Raw genomic sequence first — 17,645 nt, 5'->3', positions numbered from 1 at the left:
TGAAAAGGAGGGTCAATAATGGGATTGGATATTGAAGCGAATAAAAAACTCGTGGAAGAAGTGCTGGAGGCTTACCCGAAAAAAGCGAAAAAAGACCGGGAAAAGCATTACCAGATCAATACAGCCGAAGCCCAAACCTGCGGCACCTGTGCCCTGAAATCGAATATCAAGTCCCGTCCCGGTGTCATGACGCCGCGCGGCTGCTCCTATGCGGGCTCTAAAGGCGTGGTGTGGGGCCCGATCAAGGATATGGTCCATATCAGCCACGGCCCTATCGGCTGCGGGCAGTACAGCTGGGGAACCCGGCGCAATTATGCGAACGGGACGCTGGGGATCGATAATTTTACCGCGATGCAGATTACAAGTGATTTTCAGGAGACGGATATCGTCTTCGGCGGTGACAAGAAGCTGGAAGTGATCATGCGGGAGATTACCGAGATGTTCCCGCTGGCCAAAGGGATTTCGGTACAGTCCGAGTGCCCGGTTGGCCTGATCGGTGATGATATTGAAGCGGTATCCAAGAAGATGTCCAAGGAGCTGGAGATGCCGATCGTGCCTGTCCGGTGTGAGGGCTTCCGCGGCGTCAGCCAGTCATTGGGCCATCATATCGCGAACGATGCGATCCGTGATTTTGTGCTCGGCAAAGCTGACTTAGCTGAAACCGGCCCGTATGATGTCAATATTATTGGAGACTACAATATCGGCGGCGATGCCTGGGCTTCACGCATCCTGCTTGAAGAAATGGGCCTTCGGGTTATTGCGCAGTGGTCCGGCGACGGTACGCTGAACGAGCTGGAGATTGCCCATAAAGCGAAGCTGAATCTGATCCACTGTCACCGCTCCATGAACTACATGGTCGAGCATATGGAGAAGGCTTACGGTATTCCTTGGATGGAATACAACTTCTTCGGACCTTCGAAGACGTACGAGAGCCTTCGCGCCATCGCCGCGCTGTTCGATGAAACGATTCAGGAGAACTGCGAGAAGATGATTGCGAAGCACAAGCCGGCCATGGATGCCATTATTAATAAATTTAAGCCGCGTCTGGAAAATAAAAAGGTGCTGCTGATGATCGGCGGTCTGCGTTCCCGCCATACCATCGGCGCTTATGAGGATTTGGGCATGGAAATTGTAGCTTCCGGCTACGAATTCGCCCACAAGGATGATTACGAGAAAATGTTCCCGATGCTTAAAGAAGGTGCAGTTATTATGGATGATCCTACGGCTTACGAGCTGGAAGAACTTGCCCAGAAAATGAATATCGATCTCGTAGGATCGGGTATCAAAGAAAAATACGTGTACCATAAAATGGGTGTTCCGTTCCGCCAGATGCACTCCTGGGATTACAGCGGCCCATATCACGGCTTTGACGGCTTTAAAATCTTTGCCAAGGATATGGATATGACTGTGAACAGCCCGGTATGGAGCCTGATGCAGAAGAAGACAAAAGCCCAAAAGGAGGAAGCGAGCATATGAGCAAGGACAGACTGGATATTCCGGATTACAACTCCCTGTTCTCGGAGCACCGGTTCGTGGAGCAGCGGCTGAACAAGCGGCAGTTTGAAGCACCCTGCAGCGAGCAGGAAACGGCAGAAGCGCTCGCTTACTCCCAATCTGCCGAATATATGGAGAAGAACTTTAACCGTAAAGCGGTGGTCATTAACCCGCACAAGGCCTGCCAGCCGCTGGGGTCCATTATGGCCGCGCTCGGCTTTGAGAAGACTTTGCCTTTTGTCCATGGCTCACAGGGGTGCAACTCCTATTTCCGCAGCCATTTAAGCCGCCATTTCAAGGAGCCTACGCCGGCCGTATCCTCCTCAATGACCGAGGATGCAGCGGTATTCGGCGGCATGAGCAACCTGATCGACGGCCTGGAAAACAGTATTGCCCTGTATAAGCCTGAGATGGTGGCAATCTGTACGACCTGCATGGCCGAGGTTATCGGGGATGACCTGTCCTCCTTCATCGGCAATGCCCGCAATAAAGGGGTGATCTCCGAGGATTTCCCGGTTGCCTACTGCAACACGCCGAGCTTCGTCGGGTCACATATTACCGGCTATGATGCCATGATGAAGGGTATTCTTAGCTACCTCTATGAACGCTCCGGCCTTGAAGCAGCCCCTGGCAGCGGTGAAGAAACCGGGGAGAAGCTGAACGTCATGCTCGGCTTCGAGCCTTACACGGGGAATTTCGCGGAAATTCGGAAAATTCTTGAGGCATTTGATACGAAATATACATTGCTTGGTGACCACAGCGGCAACTATGATTCGCCGGCTACCGGGGAGTACGAGTACTACTACGGCGGAACCAGACTGGCGGATGTGCCGCTGGCGGCGAATGCGCTAGGCACCCTCTCTCTTCAAAAATATACGCTGAAGAAGACCCAGGACTACATTGCCGAAGCCTGGAAGCAGCAGATAACTGCGCTGTCTACGCCGCTCGGCATCACCGGAACCGACAAGCTGCTGGAGGCGGTCAGCGAGCTGACAGGGCTTCCGCTTCCGGCCTCCCTGCTGGAAGAACGCGGCCGTGTGGTGGATGCCCTCACGGACAGCCATCCCTATATTCACGGCAAGCGGGTAGCTCTGGTAGGCGATCCGGATCTGCTGATCGGCTTAATCGGCTTCTGCCTGGAGGTCGGTATGGAGCCGGTACACATCGTCTGCTCAAACGGGGATGTGGACTTCAATGAAGTGAAGTTCAAGGAGGAAGCGGAGGCACTGCTCGCCTCAAGCCCTTATGGTTCTGAAGCCTCCCTGTATATCGGAAATGACCTGTGGCATATGCGGTCGCTGCTGCTGAATGATCCGGTTGATCTGGCCATCGGCAGCTCGCATCTGAAGTTTGCGGCCAAGGATGCGAATGTTCCGCTGATCCGCGTAGGGTTCCCGATCTTTGACCGTCATCACATGCACCGTTATCCGATCCTTGGCTATCAGGGTGCGCTTAATCTGCTCAGTCTGATTGTCAACACCGTGCTCGATGAACTGGACCGCAATAATTCCGGATTCAATTATGACCTGGTGCGGTAAGCGGCTTATCTGTTTTTTTTACACTTTGACAGTATGGATAAGTGATGGAAATTACTGAAACTTTCTGTAAATATTTTTTATGCTTAACATACATCAATTTGAATAAATGGTAATGATTCATCCAGCCCGGCGTTCCCTATATCCCGTTTTTCGCCTATGGTCAGCTCATGCGAAATCCGGGAACAGGGCAGGCCGGGATTCTTGCTAGTGATATGTATAAGCCGTTACTGCTGCAGGTCAGTATTGCCAGAGTTAGCATCCACCTTTAGCGAAGGAGATGAAAGCCGATGGACCCAGTACGAAAAGCCGATTTTGATTCCGGGGATTGCGGGAGCCAGGCACCCAAATCCAAGCCGTGTCCGCGGCCGAAGCCCGGTGAAGCAGCCGGAGGCTGCTCCTTCGACGGAGCCCAGATCACGCTGCTTCCTATTATGGACGCCGCGCATCTGATTCATGGCCCGATTGCCTGTGCCGGGAACAGCTGGGAGAGCAGAGGTACGCTGTCGAGCGGCCCATCGCTGTCGCAATACGGCTTCGCCACCGATCTGAATGACTCCGACATTATTTTTGGCGGGGAAAAGAAGCTGAAGGAGAGCATCGACTATATTGCCGGGCGTTTTGCGCCTCCGGCAATCTTTGTATATTCAACCTGTGTGACGGCACTGATCGGCGAAGATATGGATGCCGTTTGCAAGGAGGCTGCGGACCGGCTGGGCATACCGGTTGTTCCCGTTAACAGCCCTGGGTTTGTGGGCAGTAAGAACCTGGGCAACCGGCTGGCCGGCGATGCCCTGCTGCAGTATGTTATCGGCACAGGAGAGCCGCAGCCGGAAACTCCGCTTGGTGTCAACCTGATCGGCGAATACAATATCGCGGGTGAAATGTGGGACATTGAGAAGCTGATGAACAGTGCGGGCATTGCTGTTACCTCGCGCATTACAGGCGACGCCAGATACGAGGAGATTACCTGGGCGCACCGCGCCAAGGTTAACATGGTCGTCTGCAGCCGCGCGCTGCTGGGGCTGGCCAGGGAGATGGAGGCCCGGTACGGTATCCCTTATTTTGAAGGCTCCTTCTACGGGGCTAAGGAGACTACCTACTCTCTGCGCCAGATGGCCTATCTGATGAATGACCGGGAAATGGAGCGGAGGGTGGACCGTCTGACCGAACGGGAGGAGAGCCGTCTGGCCCAGGATCTGCGTCCTTACCGCAAAATTCTGAAGGGGAAAAAAGCAGTGCTGTATACCGGCGGTGTCAAAAGCTGGTCCGTTATTTCGGCGCTCAAGGAGCTGGGGGTACAGGTGGTCGGTGTAGGCACGAACAAAAGCACGGAGGATGACGTGAGGCGGATTGCCGACCGGGTCGGAGATGATACCGAATATATACCGGAAGGCGGGGCCAGCCGGATTCTCAAGACGGTGCGGGAACGCAAGGCCGACATTATGATCGCCGGCGGGCGCAACATGTATGTGGCGATGAAGGAACAGATTCCGTTCATCGATATTAACCAGGAAAGGCATAAGGCTTATGCCGGCTATGAAGGCCTGCTGCGGCTGGCCAAGGAGCTGACCTATTCACTGGCCAATCCGATCTGGAAGCTCGCGGCCAGCCCCGCCCCCTGGGACAGGGAGGTGCCTTATGACCGTTAACAGACGGAAGAAGCCGGCTTCAATCAATCCGGTCAAGATCGGCCAGTCGCTGGGGGCTGTGCTTGCCCTGCAGGGCTGCTATCGCGCAATGCCGCTGATACACGGTTCGCAAGGCTGTTCGGCTTTTCCCAAGGCGCTGCTGACACGGCATTTCCGCGAGCCGATTGCCGTGCAGACCTCCGCGCTGCAGGAAATGGATGTGATCTTTGACGCCAACCGGAATCTGGAGGAGGCGCTGAATATAGTACTGAGCAAGCATCGTCCGGATATTATCGGCATCATCGGAACAGAGCTGACCGATGTGGCGGGGGTAGATTATGCGACGATGCTCAAGAGCTACAAGCGGGAGCGGAATCTGCGCGGAGGACTCGCCTTCTCTGTAGTGCTGCCCGACTTCCGCGGCTCGCTCGAATCCGGCTTCAGCTGGGCTGTGGAGGCGATGATGGACGAAATGATCCAGCAGGTGGGACACCGGGGTTCAAGAACCGTGAACACCCGCCAGATTACCCTGCTTCCGGGATCGTTTCTGACGCCCGCAGATGTGATGGAGCTGAAGGAAATGATCTCCGCCTTCGGGTTTGAGGTGATTGCCGTTCCGGACATATCGACTTCGCTGTCCGGCCATCTGCTGACCGGCTTCTCCCCGTTGACACGCGGCGGTGTGCCGCTGGATTCGATGCTGCAGAGCCTGCAGTCCGGCTTAACGATTGCGGTCGGCGCCAGCATGGAGCGGCCGGCCAGAAGACTGCATAACGCGCTTGGCACGCCTTATAAGGTATTCAGCGGTGCAATGGGCCTGAAGGCTTCGGATGATCTGCTGCATTTCCTGCACCAGATCAGCGGCGAACCGGTTCCGCTGCGCTACTGCTGGCAGCGGGAGAATCTGCTCGACAGCATGCTTGATGCGCATTTCCAGTTCGCCGGTATGTCCGCTGTTGCGGCGCTTGAACCGGATCATCTGTATTCTGTATCCGGCTGGCTGGAGGAGCTGGGCGTAGAGCAAAAGGCGCTTATAGCTTCTTTTGAAACACCGCTTGTAGACGGTATGGAGCGTGAGGTATGGGTCGGCGACCTGGATGATGCCGAGGTGCTCGGCAAAGGTGCAGACCTGTGGATCAGCAATTCGCACGGAATCAGCGGTGCAGCCCGCATAGGCGCGGCATTTATGCCCGCCGGCTTCCCGGTCTGGAACGAGCTTGGGGCCTATATGTCCGTATCGGTCGGCTACAGGGGAGCAATGGAATGGAGCAACAAGGCTGGGAATTTATTAATGCAGAGGGAGGCTGGCCACCGTGAAAGTAGCATTCGCCACAGATGACGGAATCCGCGTCAATGCCCACTTCGGGCAGAGTCCGATGTTTGCAATATACAATGTGACCAAGCAGGGAAGCGAGCTTGTTGAGCTGCGCAGACTGCCGGTGGTCCTGAACCAGGATGAAGCCGGCAAAATTGAGAGCCGCCTTGAGGCGGTAGGTGACTGCACGTTGATCTTCATTATGCAGATCGGTGCTTCGGCGGCTGCCCGGGTGACACGGCGCAAGATTATGCCGGTGAAGGTTCCTTTTGGCAGCCCGATCGAGGAGCAGGTCAAGCGGCTGGCCGAGATGCTGCAGGGCAAGCCGCCGATGTGGCTGGCCAAGGTGCTGCGGGCGGAAGAGGAAGGCTTATCGGAAGGAGAGGAATCTGATGGAACCCATGGCTAATGAAAGCCCGGCAGTATTGGAAGGAGCGCTTCAGGAGAACGCGCTCCTGAAGCGCCGCAGCCGGCCGGTCCGTAAGGCCGTGAACCAGGAGACGGCGGAGGCTCTGGTCCGGCGGCTATGCGGTCTGCTGGACGCGGAAGATTTCTTCGGCCGTTATGCGGCTCTGCAGCCGCGGGAGAAGATTGCACAGCAGTTCCTAGCCTCCGCTGCTGACCAGAGCCAGTCGGAATTCAACTGTGCAGTCTCGCCCAAGGTACGCCAGCAGGTGCCGCTGCTGTTTCAGGCTATGGCCGGAGTGATCGAAGAAAGAAGCGGGACGATGATCCAGAGCACGGCCGAGATTAACGGTGAGGGCTTCGGCCGGGGACTGCTCTACAGCGGCCGGGTCATTCTGGTGCTGAAGAGCCTGCGGGCAGGCTTTCCGTTTCCGTTCACATCAGAGGAGAAGATGTTCCGGTACGGCGTTGAGTGTATCGAGGAAGGGCTGGCTTTTCTGGACAGATACAAGGAAGTGACTGCGCTGCACGGCTTGCTGAGCCTGGAGGGCTAAGGCAGATACAATCATCAGTCACAGGAGGCGACAGGCATGGAGCAGCTTGCCGGAGGAGCAGAGCTTGAACGGTATGCCCGGCAGCTGAAGCTGCTGGGAGAGGACGGACAGCGGGCATTAAAGGAAGCAACGGTCATGGTGGCTGGTATCGGCGGGTTAGGAGGAACGGCTGCGCTGTATCTGGCGGCGGCAGGTGTCGGCAAGCTTATTCTGGCGCACGAAGGTATTATTCTGCCGCCGGATCTCAACCGGCAGATTCTGATGGACAGCGGAGCTTTAGGGATGGAACGGATCAGTACGGCAGCAGCGCAGCTGAAACGTCTTAATCCGCATGTGGAAATCGAGGGCTACAATGCCAGAATTGAATATGAACGGGCGAAGCCGTGGGTGGAGAACGCCGACATCGTGATTGATGCGCGGTATGATTTTCCGGAGCGGTATACCTTGAACCGGCTGTGTATCGATACTGCTACACCGATGGTGGAGGCGGCGATGTACGGCTTTGAGATTTCACTTACCACGATGATTCCAGGTCAGACCCCCTGTCTGGAATGCCTGTACCCGAATCTGCAGCCGCAATGGGAACCGTTCGGATTTCCAGTTCTGGGTGCGACCTCCGGAATTGCCGGTTGTCTGGCAGCACTGGAAGCCGTAAAATGGATTACAGGGGTAGGGACAACTTATGCGGGCGTAATGCATCGCTTCAGCTCACTCGACTTCGCCTGTTATAGCGTCACTATTACCCGTAATCCGAATTGCGCTTGCTGCGGAGAAGGAGGTAAACCGTGAAAAGTCTCAAGCTATGTGACACGACACTCAGGGATGGTGAACAGGCGGCTGGAGTATCATTCACGCGGGCGGAAAAGCTGGAAATCGCAAAGTTGCTGTCGGAATGCGGAGTAGAACAGGCAGAGGTGGGTATCCCTGCCATGGGCAGACGGGAACAGGAGGACATTGCGGCTATTGCGGAGCTGGGCTTGCCGATGAAGCTGATGACCTGGAACCGGTCAACCCTTGGCGACATCGACAAGGCGCGGAGCACCGGAGTGAACTGGGCCCATGTATCCATTCCGGTCTCGGATATCCAGCTGCAGGGCAAGCTGGGTCTGACACCGCTTGAAGGGATGAACAAGCTGCTGCGTGCAGCGGAGTACGGGCTCAGGCAGGGCATGACGGTATCGGTCGGCATGGAGGACTCGTCCCGGGCGGATATGAAGTTTCTGACCCAATTGGTCAACACGTTATACAAGGAAGGCATACGCCGGTTCCGTTATGCGGACACGGTGTCTGCCCATCATCCGGGACAAATGGCAGGACGGATTCAGACGCTGCTTGGCGCGGTTCCGGCGGATGTGGAGCTGGAGGTGCACTGCCATAATGACTTCGGGCTGGCCGTGGCCAACACGCTGAGCGGCATAGCCGCCGGGGCGGTCTGGGCCAGCACCACAGTAGCCGGTATAGGTGAGCGTACCGGCAATGCGGCCATGGAGGAAGTCGCCATGGCCTGGCGGCATTTATACGGCGGCGAATGCGGCGTGCGGCTGGACCTGCTCAAAGGGCTGGCGGATATGGTCATTGCGGCCTCCGGGCGCAATGTCGGTGACGCCAAGCCCATAGTGGGACAGCTCGCGTTCACGCATGAGTCCGGCATTCATGTGGACGGGCTGATGAAGGAGAAGGCGACGTATCAGACGTTTGATCCGGCCGAGGTCGGCCGGTCCCACCGCTTTGTGCTGGGCAAGCATTCCGGCAGCGGCGGAGTGGCGCATGTGCTGGAGCAGCGCGGTCTTGAGGTCAGCCCGGAGACGGCAGGCCGGCTGCTGGAGCGGGTCCGGGAATACGCCGAGGCCCGCAAAGGCAATGTGCCGGAGGTCATGCTGCTCCAGTGGCTGATGGAGGAGCAGCAGCGGGCGCAGAATGCGGTGTGATCAGGCTGTTCTACTAACCTGTATCCGGTAAGGAAGATGAACGGAATAGCCGGAAGTTACGTCCAATCGGCAGCGGCAGTCTCTATTTAGGGGGCTGCCGCTGTTTTATTTTGCAATAAATAGGATAAAGGGGATGGGATATGATTGAGGCCGACGGAGGCCAGGCGCATTATACTTCTTGAACCGCCCGCCGGCAAAGGAAAGCTTGCACCCGTTTCAGTAAACCTCTACAATTTGGGCAGGATAAATATAAAGAGCCACACAAGGAGACTGGAGACCCATGACCAAGAAGACTATTTTTTTCGATATTGACGGAACGATTTATGATGAGGATAAGAACGTACCGGCTTCCACCAGGGAGGCTATTGCCGAGCTGCAGCGGCGGGGCCATAATGTCGCCATTGCGACGGGCAGAGGCGCTTATATGTTCAAGGAGCTGCGCGAAGAGCTGGGGATTGATTCCTTTGTCTCGCTTAACGGCCAATATGTGGTCCATGAAGGCAAGGTGATCTACACCAACCGGCTGGAAACCGAAGTGCTGAAGGAGCTTACCCTGTTCGCTGAAAAAAACGACCATCCGGTTGCTTACATCGACGCTACGGATATGAAGGTCAATACAGCCGAGCATGAGAACATTCTGACCAGCATCGGTTCGCTGAAGCTGGCTTTTCCGACGCATGATGCCGAATATTTTTTGCAGAACGAGATTTATCAGGCGATCATCTTCTGCCCGCAGGAGAACCAGGCGGCGTATGAGGAAGCCTATCCGGATCTTAAATTCGTCCGCTGGCACCCGCTTGGGATGGACGTCCTGCCGGGCAACGGCTCCAAGGCAAACGGCATTGCTAAGATGATCGAAATCCTCGGTGTGGACAAAGAAGATGTGTACGCGTTCGGCGACGGGCTCAATGATGTGGAAATGCTCGGCTACGTGGGACACGGTATTGCCATGGGCAACGCGGAGGAAGAAGTGAAGGCGGCCGCGTCCTATGTTACGAAGCATGTCAGCGAGGACGGTATTTACGAGGGGCTGAAGATGGTGGGGCTGCTGTAGGAGGCAGGCGTTATTTGTACTGGCGGCAACAGTGCACGGCCGGGGAATTAAGTGGTTCGGCGTTCAGTCTTTATCCTGCTCAACCATTGGCTAACTGAGGACTGGACAGTTGTTGCAGAGCGGGTGGATCAGCCGGCTTAACTGTACTTTGTACACCTAAAAACATCTATTTGCCGCCAAGTCATCCCTTTAGCTGCATTTGATGCAGTTAAAAGGACGCATAACCATAGTTTTGGCCAGTTTGGGCGGATTTAGTTGTACGAAATACAGTTATGTGGTGCAGATGCTGATTTCAGCGGCTTTTAAGTGTACAAAATACAGCTATTCGACAGTCAGAGGGCTTTCTGTTGCAGAATGTGCAATAGAAATGCCCTTTTTTGTGCGGGAAAAGCAATCTATTGTATTTCATGCAGCAGATTTGGCTAGTCGACGGATAAATGTACCCATTGAGCCTTTTCTATTGCACAAAATACAACAGAAGCTGCTTACAGGGAGGAATTTAAGTAAACGATTGTACAAAATGCAATCACAGTGCCGCAGGGGTGGTAGGTGTGGTAGGCGAGGTAGATGTGGCAGGTGATGCAGGTGAACGCAGGTGTAGCCGGTGAGTGAGGTGAGTCAGGTATGGCAGGGGTGGTAGGTGTGGTAGGCGAGCTAGATGTGATAGGTATGGCAGGTGATGCAGGTGTCACGTTTTTTCTCAAAATGTCACAGATACCAGAGATATCCCTACTGCCATTGTTGTCCCTACTCTTATTGTTGCCTCCACTTTCACTTTAGCCGCTTGTTCCGTACCCGCCGCAACAATATCTGCCACACGGCCGTCCATTCATAATAAGAGGCAATTGAGGGGGCGGTTTGGATGAGTTTAAGTACGAACACAGAGGTGACTTTAACTAAAAGAATGCACAGCAAGAATGGCGTTAGCAAGAACACCGGCACATTAGCGCTCATATCAAGCGTGAAAAGGATAGTTATAGTGCTGATGCTCCTCGTCATTGGAATACTGGTTACCGGGTGCAGCCAGAGCAATAATGTGACGGTTAAGGAGCTAAGGGAGCTAGGTGCGGACGAGATTGCTGCTGTTTTTGCGGAACAGGGGCTTGACCTGCGCAGTAGTGAAGTGCGGGCGGAGAGTGTGTTTCACAGGGAGCTGAGCGGGCGGAAGCCGCTTGTTTTTTTGCTGGACGGGGAAGAGCTGGTTATGTACCAGTTTGCCGGGGAAGTGGAGCGCGAAGCGGGCTGGGCTGATTTTGAGAATCAGACGGCCACAGCGGATCTGGTTCAGCATAAAGTGTTTCAGGAGCGGTCGCTGCTGATTTTTTATATCCGTGATGAGGGGGAGACCGCGCGTGTGATATTCCGGCAGATGGAGCAAGTCATTCCAGAGCTGCTGGAGCTGAGAGAGGGCTAAACCGGATGCACCCCCGCCTGCTTTTGCCAAACAATCTGTGATTGTCTTCCACCAGTATGGTTAAGATATTATAAATATCACTAACTGAGGCAAACACCGGAGAAGCGGAGGAGAGTCCAAGTGAATCCAAAATGGTGGAAAGAAAGCGTGGCCTACCAGATTTATCCGATCAGCTTCAAGGACAGCAACGGTGACGGGATCGGTGATCTGCGCGGCATTATATCGAAGCTGGATTATTTGCAGGACCTGGGTGTGGATGTCATCTGGGTGTGCCCGATTTACAAATCGCCGAACCATGATAACGGCTACGATATCAGTGATTACTGCGACATTATGAAGGAATTCGGGACGATGGCTGATTTTGACCTGATGCTGCGCGAGATGCACGCCCGGGGAATGAAGCTGATGATGGATCTGGTGCTTAACCACACGTCCCACCAGCATCCCTGGTTCATCGAATCGCGGAGCTCGAAGGATAATCCGAAACGCGATTACTACATCTGGCGTAAAGGCAAAAACGGCGGTCCCCCGAACAACTGGGAATCCTATTTCAGCGGCTCGGTGTGGGAGCTTGATCCCCAGACGGACGAGTATTACCTGCATCTGTACTCCAAATACCAGCCCGATCTGAACTGGGAAAATCAGGTGGTGATCGACAAGCTGCATGAGATGGTGGAGTGGTGGCTCAAGAAAGGCGTTGACGGCTTCAGGTTCGATGCCATTGCCCACATCATCAAGGCAGAAGGCTATCCGGACGCGGCTAATCCGGGCGGAACAGCTACGGTGCGGGCGTATGAGATGTTCTCCAACCTCGAAGATGTGCACACGATGCTGCAGAACCTGCATGACAAGGTGCTGTACTTCTACGATATTATGACTGTCGGGGAGACTTCGGGTCTTGGGCCGGAGCAGGCGCTGGATTATGTTGGAGACGGGCGGCGCGAGCTGAATATGACCTTTCAGTTTGAGCATATGAATCTGGACTGTGCGGCTCCGGGCGGGGGTAAATGGGATACCGTACCCTGGAAGCTCACCGACCTCAAAAAAATCATCAGCAACTGGCAGACGGTTCTGCATAACCGGGGCTGGAACGCCAATTACCTGTGCAATCATGATCAGCCGCGCTCAGTGTCGCGTTTCGGGAATGATCTGTTCTACCGCGTACCGTCAGCCAAAATGCTGGCCACGTTCATTCATATGCAGGAGGGCACTCCCTACATTTATCAGGGGGAAGAGATCGGCATGACGAATGCGGCGTTCGACTCCATTGATGACTACCGTGATGTGGAGACGCTGAATTACTATGAGGACAAGCGTAACCAGGGGATGCCGGAAGAGCAGATTATGGCCAATATCCACAAAAAAAGCCGGGACAACGCCCGCACCCCGATGCAGTGGGATGATTCGGACGAGGGCGGTTTTACGACAGGCGTACCGTGGATCAGAGTCAACTCTAACTCCCGGGAGATCAATGCGGCGGCTGCGGTCAAGGACCCGGATTCGATCTACCACTACTACAAGAAGCTGATCCAGCTCCGTAAAAAGCATCCGGTTATCGTCTACGGCGAATATGGCCTGCTGCTTGCGGAGCATGAGGAAATTTATGCTTTTACCCGGACGCTAGAGGACCAGCGTCTGCTGATCATCTTGAATTTCTATGAGCATGAGCCGGTGTTCGAGCTGCCTGCGGAGTTCGCAGCCGGCAAACAGGAGCTGCTGATCTCCAACTACCCTCCTTCCAAGGAAGATGATCTGACTTCGCTGAAGCTGCGGCCATATGAAGCAAGGGTTTATCTGGAGCGGCAGATCCAGGCCTAATCAGGAGAGTTGCCAGGGCGCGTGAAATATGGCGGAATGGCGACTCTTCTTTGAGTTTGCGGAGAAAAGGGGGTACAATCGTTACAATATTATACATAGAGAGTGTGCAGGAGGCGCGGGGAGGAGAAGCAGGATGAGTGAATGGTATGAAAAAAGCTTTGGCGAGGACTATTTAATTGTGTACCGGCACAGGGATTTCTGCGGGGCCCGGCATGAGGTGGAGAAGATGATCGGCTGGCTTGGGCTCCCGGAGCGGGCGAAGGTGCTGGATCTGTGCTGCGGTATGGGCCGCCATTCCCTGGCGCTGGCGGAAGCGGGCTTTGCGGTAACCGGCGTTGACCTGTCTGAAGTCCTGCTGCGTGAAGCCCGTGCCCAGGATGGCGCGGAAGCGGTGACCTGGCTGCGTTCCGATATGCGGGAGCTGCCGCTTGACGGCGGATTTGATGCGGTGGTGAATCTGTTTACTTCCTTTGGGTATTTTGAGGATGACGAAGAGCAGGTGAAGGTGCTGCGTGAGGTATACCGGATGCTGAAGCCGGGCGGCCAATTTATAATCGACTTTCTGAATCCCGCCTTTGTTATCGCCCATCTGGTGCCCCATTCTACCCGTAGGGACGGGGAGAATCGGATCGATGAATCCCGGAGGATTGAAGACGGTTATGTCAAAAAAGACATCATCCTCACCTCCAAGGGGGATGGTACGCCGCGCAAATACCATGAGCGGGTGAAGCTCTACCCGCTGGAGACGTTCAAGCAGCTGATTGCCGCCGCCGGTCTGCAGCTTGAAGCCGTCCACGGCAGCTATGATGAAGAGGAATACAATGAGGAGCATTCCAAACGGATGATCTTTGTTGGTATACGTCCTTAGATGGTATCAGGCAGAAGACTCCCGAGAGGCGGTGACGGCATCATGCGTAAGGCGGAAATAAAAGCCTGGGAGGACGGTATCCTGCAGGTAAGCGTGCCGATGGACCCTCCGCTGCGCTGGGTCAACAGCTATATTGTCACAGAGCCGGAGGGCGGCATCACGGTCATTGACCCCGGCCCGCACACGGCGGAGGCGGAGCTCGCCTGGCAGGGCGTGCTGGATGAGCTGGATCTCTCCTGGGATCATGTCCGGCAGATCGTAGTGACCCATCACCATCCCGACCACTACGGGCTGTCGGGCTGGATGCAGGCCCGCAGCGGCAGCCGGGTCTGGATGTCGGAGCGGGCCCACGCCGAGGCCCGTATGTCCTGGGGCGCGGAGGCGACGCTCAATGAGTCGCTGCCACTGCTGTTCCTCCGGCACGGCATGCCGGAGGAGCTGGTCCAGGGGGTCAGGGAGCATCTGGAGAGCTTCCTGACCCAGGTTACTCCGCAGGCGGAGGTCAGCTATATCGACGCTGCGGTGCCGCTTATGCTGGGCGGCCGGGAGTGGACGCCCGTGCTGACCGGCGGGCATGCGCCGGGTCATGTGTCTTTGTATGAGGCCGGCAGCGGGCTCATGATCTGCGGCGATGCTATCCTGCCGCAGATTTCGCCCAATGTCGGCCTGCAGCCCGGCAGCGATCCGCAGCCGCTGCAGACGTTTTTGGAGGGGCTGCGCGTGCTGCGCAGCCTGCCTGTGCGCCGTGCGTTCCCGGGGCACCGGGAACCGTTCACGGCGTGGGCGGAGCGGGCGGACAGCCTGCTCCGGCATCATGAGGAGCGGCTGGACACCGCCGCTCAGCTGCTGGCCGGCGGACCGCAGAGCGGGTTCGCCGTGTGCGAAGCGCTGTTCCGCGGCCGCGTGAACAGCGCGCATCAGCTGCGCTTCGCCATGAGCGAGGCGCTCGCGCACCTGGCGGAGCTGGTGCGCCGCGGCCGGGCGGCTACGCTTGCGGCAGCGCCGGGCAGGCCGCTGCTGTTCGCGGCGGCCGAGCGGTAGCGCCGTACATGACGGCGCGTGCAGTGTGGACGCAATGCCGTGCTTAGCGGCGCGTGCGGTGTGGGTGCAGCGGCGGCGTGCAGTGTGGGTGCAGCGGCGTGTAGTGCAGTTGCAGCAGCGGCGTGCAGTGCAGTTGCAGCGCCGGGCACAGCAGCGCAGCTGAAAACAGCCAGCTCACGAACAGCTTGGCGGGAACAATCCCGCCGGTTCGTGATCTGGCTGTTTTGTTTGGTGACCAACTGCGACTTAGCTGCACTTTATGCACTTATTATGGCTCGGATTTAGTCAAATGCAGCAATAGCTGCATTCTGTGCAACTAAAAGTGCAGGATAAGGCCAAATCGGCTAAAAATCGGATTTTTAAGTGTACCGAATACAACTATATCTGGATAATGGCCTTTTTTGGTTCTTTTAGTTGCATCAACTGCAGTTAAAGTATGTATGCGTTCCGTAAAATGAGCTCGAAAAGGTACTCAGAAACCCGTGCGGCGAATCACCAACTAACGGGCACTTAATACCAAGCGCTTCCGTGGTCATTCAACTAACGTTTCCCGTTTGTTTAATGAGCGGTGGACACTCCTATTTTGTGTTTGACACTGGCGACGGTTCCTTAGTCCACTCGGTTGGACCCTCACTGTCTGAAATAAACTTTCTCCAATACTCTCCATTTTGTTTATTAATTGTGATGCCGGATAATCTCTTTTTACCTTTCCTCCGCATAACTCTCCGTTAGCTGCTTTTGCTTTCTTTGTATCATCAAACTACCGTTTCCCGCCAGCTCCATTACTCAAATTACGCTCAATCCCTTTATAAACATCAACAAAGTCCCCGCCTTTATTCAAAGAATCGATCAGTTTCAATAAACCGGGTGTACCAACAATCCCGTACCACCTCGAAACCTCGTAACACGCCAGTTCATAATTGATATGGCTTTCGGCATTTGGCTGAAATGCAGAGGGAGAGTCCAGACGATCAAAATCTATAGGTTCTTTCCCGCCATTAGTTTGGGTGCTCCAAGTCATTTCACTATCAGTAAATCGCCCATCAGCCATGGCGGCTAATCCCTCATCAAACCATATGGGCACCCTGCTGCTGTTTCTGAGCCTCTTCCTTAATTCGGAATGTGTAAATTCATGGGCAATCACATTTTCGTTAAAGCCCCTTGACCCGATAACAATGTAGGTATTCCACGGATAATAATAGGTTTGTCCAACATCTGAATCTGCGTAATGCTCCAGGGCCTTTTTTGATTGTGCATAAATTAAAACGGGAGACGATTCTTTTTGACCAAAAAGTGTATTGATTTTTGCATTAGCTGTTTGCACATTACGCAGCAGTTCCGCTTGTTCAATCGCCTTGAATTCAGGTTCAACGTACACGTTATGAGCGATTTGGTTCATATTGGAAAAGCGGATGAATACAGCATTTGTCTGCTTAGCATAAATCAAATATAAGATCAGGGTAACGAGCGCGAATGACAGAATCGCAGAAAAGCCGATGATTTTGCTCTTTTTTGTTCTGAATAATAACAAAATAAGGTTCTCCTTTTTTTGAAAATGTCAGGGGGTAAAATGTCTCCAATTCCCTTCAGAAACAATCTCCACTGCCCCGTTGGTCACTTTGATGGCGGTCTGATCATCAATTGCATAGGACGGTCCCCGCATTCCGGGGGCCCAACGCTCAGCGGCAACCATGGTATTGTCAGGAAGCAGTTCATGGTCCAGGTGCGGGAATATTGCAAAATCAACCAACCCCAGCGATTCATCGCCGCCCGCGGGTGGAGTCCAGCCGGCGAAGTATTCCCCGATGTTAGGTGCCATTACCATACTTCCTGCGCTCATTCCTACATAAACAGCCTGCAGCGACGGCAAAAGCTCTGCCAGTCCGGACTGCCGCATCCAGTGGTTCAGGTAGAGGGCATCGCCGCCTGATACCAGCAGGACGTCCGTCTCCTGAACCAGCAGGACGTCCGTCTCCTGAACCAGCGGAACCCAGCGGTCCCTGCTGATGCTTGGCAGTGCAGTCAGCTCCAGCACGCCCACAGACTTCCAGCCCAGTTCAACCATAGGGTTCTCGGATTTCCCGCTGATGAATTCCCAGGCATTGATGCCGGGACCGACCCAGGGGTGGCCGTACATTGCGGTGGGAATGCACAAAGCTTTGCAGCTGGCTATGGGCTTGCCGAGCATGTCTATCAGGGCGTTGTGGATGCTTTTGTTATTAACGCCCGCAGATGTCAGTAATAATCTCATAACTTCACACTCCTTGGTGGCTATATAAATATTAGAATACGATAGTCTACTGAGTGGGGGAGCAGCTTAAGCTGCTGTAATTCTGCCCATTGCATCTTTAAGCTTTTTCTTGGTGAATGACTGCTCGGGAATTCATAATTTTTCCAGTACCCATGTGTTCGATAAAAGCCTGGAGCTTTCCTGCCAATAAGCACAGTGAAGGCAGCCGATGTTATGACCGGCTGCCTCATTGTTCTGAAGCTATAGTACTCGTCAGATAAACGCTTTATTTGATCCTATTGTGCGTTTGCCCTGCATTTGGCCCCTATAGCCAGCAGCGCCCAGATATATAAGCAGC

At 54.8% G+C, this 17,645-nt stretch carries 16 protein-coding genes; 13 read left to right on the top strand and 3 right to left on the bottom strand.

The annotated features are described in order from the left end of the window. Nucleotides 1–18: 18 nt before the first annotated feature. The 13 genes from nifD to AC4G46_RS26050 all read left to right on the top strand — a co-directional run bounded on the left by nifD (nucleotide 19) and on the right by AC4G46_RS26050 (nucleotide 15,057). Nucleotides 19–1,476: a nitrogenase molybdenum-iron protein alpha chain gene (nifD, locus tag AC4G46_RS26110; protein ID WP_491125271.1), complete on the top strand. Its 1,458-nt coding sequence runs from the start codon at nucleotides 19–21 to the stop codon at nucleotides 1,474–1,476. Next, entirely contained in the window at nucleotides 1,473–3,032 is a 1,560-nt protein-coding gene (gene nifK / locus AC4G46_RS26105) for a nitrogenase molybdenum-iron protein subunit beta (RefSeq protein ID WP_068728339.1), read from the top strand. The genes nifD and nifK overlap by 4 nt, the downstream gene beginning before the upstream one ends. Before the next feature lie 287 nt (nucleotides 3,033–3,319). Then, nucleotides 3,320–4,681 carry a nitrogenase iron-molybdenum cofactor biosynthesis protein NifE gene (nifE, locus tag AC4G46_RS26100; RefSeq protein ID WP_491125270.1) on the top strand — a complete coding sequence of 454 codons (1,362 nt, stop codon included), beginning with the start codon at nucleotides 3,320–3,322 and terminating at the stop codon, nucleotides 4,679–4,681. Continuing rightward, complete coding sequence (gene nifN / locus AC4G46_RS26095) at nucleotides 4,671–5,999, top strand: nitrogenase iron-molybdenum cofactor biosynthesis protein NifN (protein ID WP_491125269.1); 1,329 nt, start codon at nucleotides 4,671–4,673, stop codon at nucleotides 5,997–5,999. Before nifE ends, nifN begins: the two co-directional genes overlap by 11 nt. Then, nucleotides 5,974–6,384, top strand: coding sequence for a nitrogen fixation protein NifX (gene nifX / locus AC4G46_RS26090; protein WP_491125268.1), 411 nt, complete (start codon nucleotides 5,974–5,976; stop codon nucleotides 6,382–6,384). Before nifN ends, nifX begins: the two co-directional genes overlap by 26 nt. After that, nucleotides 6,368–6,934 carry a DUF269 domain-containing protein gene (locus AC4G46_RS26085; protein ID WP_491125267.1) on the top strand — a complete coding sequence of 189 codons (567 nt, stop codon included), beginning with the start codon at nucleotides 6,368–6,370 and terminating at the stop codon, nucleotides 6,932–6,934. The genes nifX and AC4G46_RS26085 overlap by 17 nt, the downstream gene beginning before the upstream one ends. 36 nt (nucleotides 6,935–6,970) lie before the next feature. Then, complete coding sequence (locus AC4G46_RS26080; protein ID WP_491125266.1) at nucleotides 6,971–7,723, top strand: HesA/MoeB/ThiF family protein; 753 nt, start codon at nucleotides 6,971–6,973, stop codon at nucleotides 7,721–7,723. Then, on the top strand, nucleotides 7,720–8,862 hold the full coding sequence (locus AC4G46_RS26075) for a hydroxymethylglutaryl-CoA lyase-like TIM-barrel protein (RefSeq protein WP_491125265.1): 1,143 nt from the start codon (nucleotides 7,720–7,722) through the stop codon (nucleotides 8,860–8,862). The genes AC4G46_RS26080 and AC4G46_RS26075 overlap by 4 nt, the downstream gene beginning before the upstream one ends. A 280-nt stretch (nucleotides 8,863–9,142) precedes the next feature. Continuing rightward, nucleotides 9,143–9,916 (top strand): Cof-type HAD-IIB family hydrolase, encoded by a 774-nt coding sequence (locus AC4G46_RS26070; RefSeq protein ID WP_491125264.1) that lies wholly within the window; start codon nucleotides 9,143–9,145, stop codon nucleotides 9,914–9,916. A gap of 862 nt (nucleotides 9,917–10,778) precedes the next feature. Beyond that, nucleotides 10,779–11,330, top strand: coding sequence for a hypothetical protein (locus AC4G46_RS26065; RefSeq protein WP_491125263.1), 552 nt, complete (start codon nucleotides 10,779–10,781; stop codon nucleotides 11,328–11,330). Between the two features lie 120 nt (nucleotides 11,331–11,450). After that, nucleotides 11,451–13,148, top strand: coding sequence for a glycoside hydrolase family 13 protein (locus AC4G46_RS26060; RefSeq protein ID WP_491125262.1), 1,698 nt, complete (start codon nucleotides 11,451–11,453; stop codon nucleotides 13,146–13,148). A 133-nt stretch (nucleotides 13,149–13,281) separates the two neighbouring features. After that, a complete protein-coding gene (locus AC4G46_RS26055) occupies nucleotides 13,282–14,016 on the top strand; it encodes a class I SAM-dependent methyltransferase (RefSeq protein ID WP_491125261.1) in 735 nt (244 codons plus the stop codon). Next, complete coding sequence (locus AC4G46_RS26050; RefSeq protein ID WP_491125260.1) at nucleotides 14,017–15,057, top strand: MBL fold metallo-hydrolase; 1,041 nt, start codon at nucleotides 14,017–14,019, stop codon at nucleotides 15,055–15,057. A gap of 43 nt (nucleotides 15,058–15,100) precedes the next feature. Here AC4G46_RS26050 and AC4G46_RS26045 read toward each other — a convergent pair whose 3' ends face one another. The 3 genes from AC4G46_RS26045 to AC4G46_RS26035 form a co-directional block, all read right to left on the bottom strand. After that, on the bottom strand, nucleotides 15,101–15,322 hold the full coding sequence (locus AC4G46_RS26045) for a hypothetical protein (RefSeq protein ID WP_491125259.1): 222 nt from the start codon (nucleotides 15,320–15,322) through the stop codon (nucleotides 15,101–15,103). A 495-nt stretch (nucleotides 15,323–15,817) separates the two neighbouring features. Next, complete coding sequence (locus tag AC4G46_RS26040) at nucleotides 15,818–16,588, bottom strand: hypothetical protein (protein ID WP_491125258.1); 771 nt, start codon at nucleotides 16,586–16,588, stop codon at nucleotides 15,818–15,820. Nucleotides 16,589–16,615: 27 nt separating this feature from the next. Further along, complete coding sequence (locus AC4G46_RS26035; protein ID WP_491125257.1) at nucleotides 16,616–17,308, bottom strand: Type 1 glutamine amidotransferase-like domain-containing protein; 693 nt, start codon at nucleotides 17,306–17,308, stop codon at nucleotides 16,616–16,618. Between the last annotated feature and the right edge of the window lie 337 nt (nucleotides 17,309–17,645).

This window comes from Paenibacillus sp. fava2 (assembly GCF_058313675.1).
The sequence above is the reverse complement of the archived record's forward strand: the minus strand, read 5'-3'. Positions and strand labels throughout refer to the sequence as shown.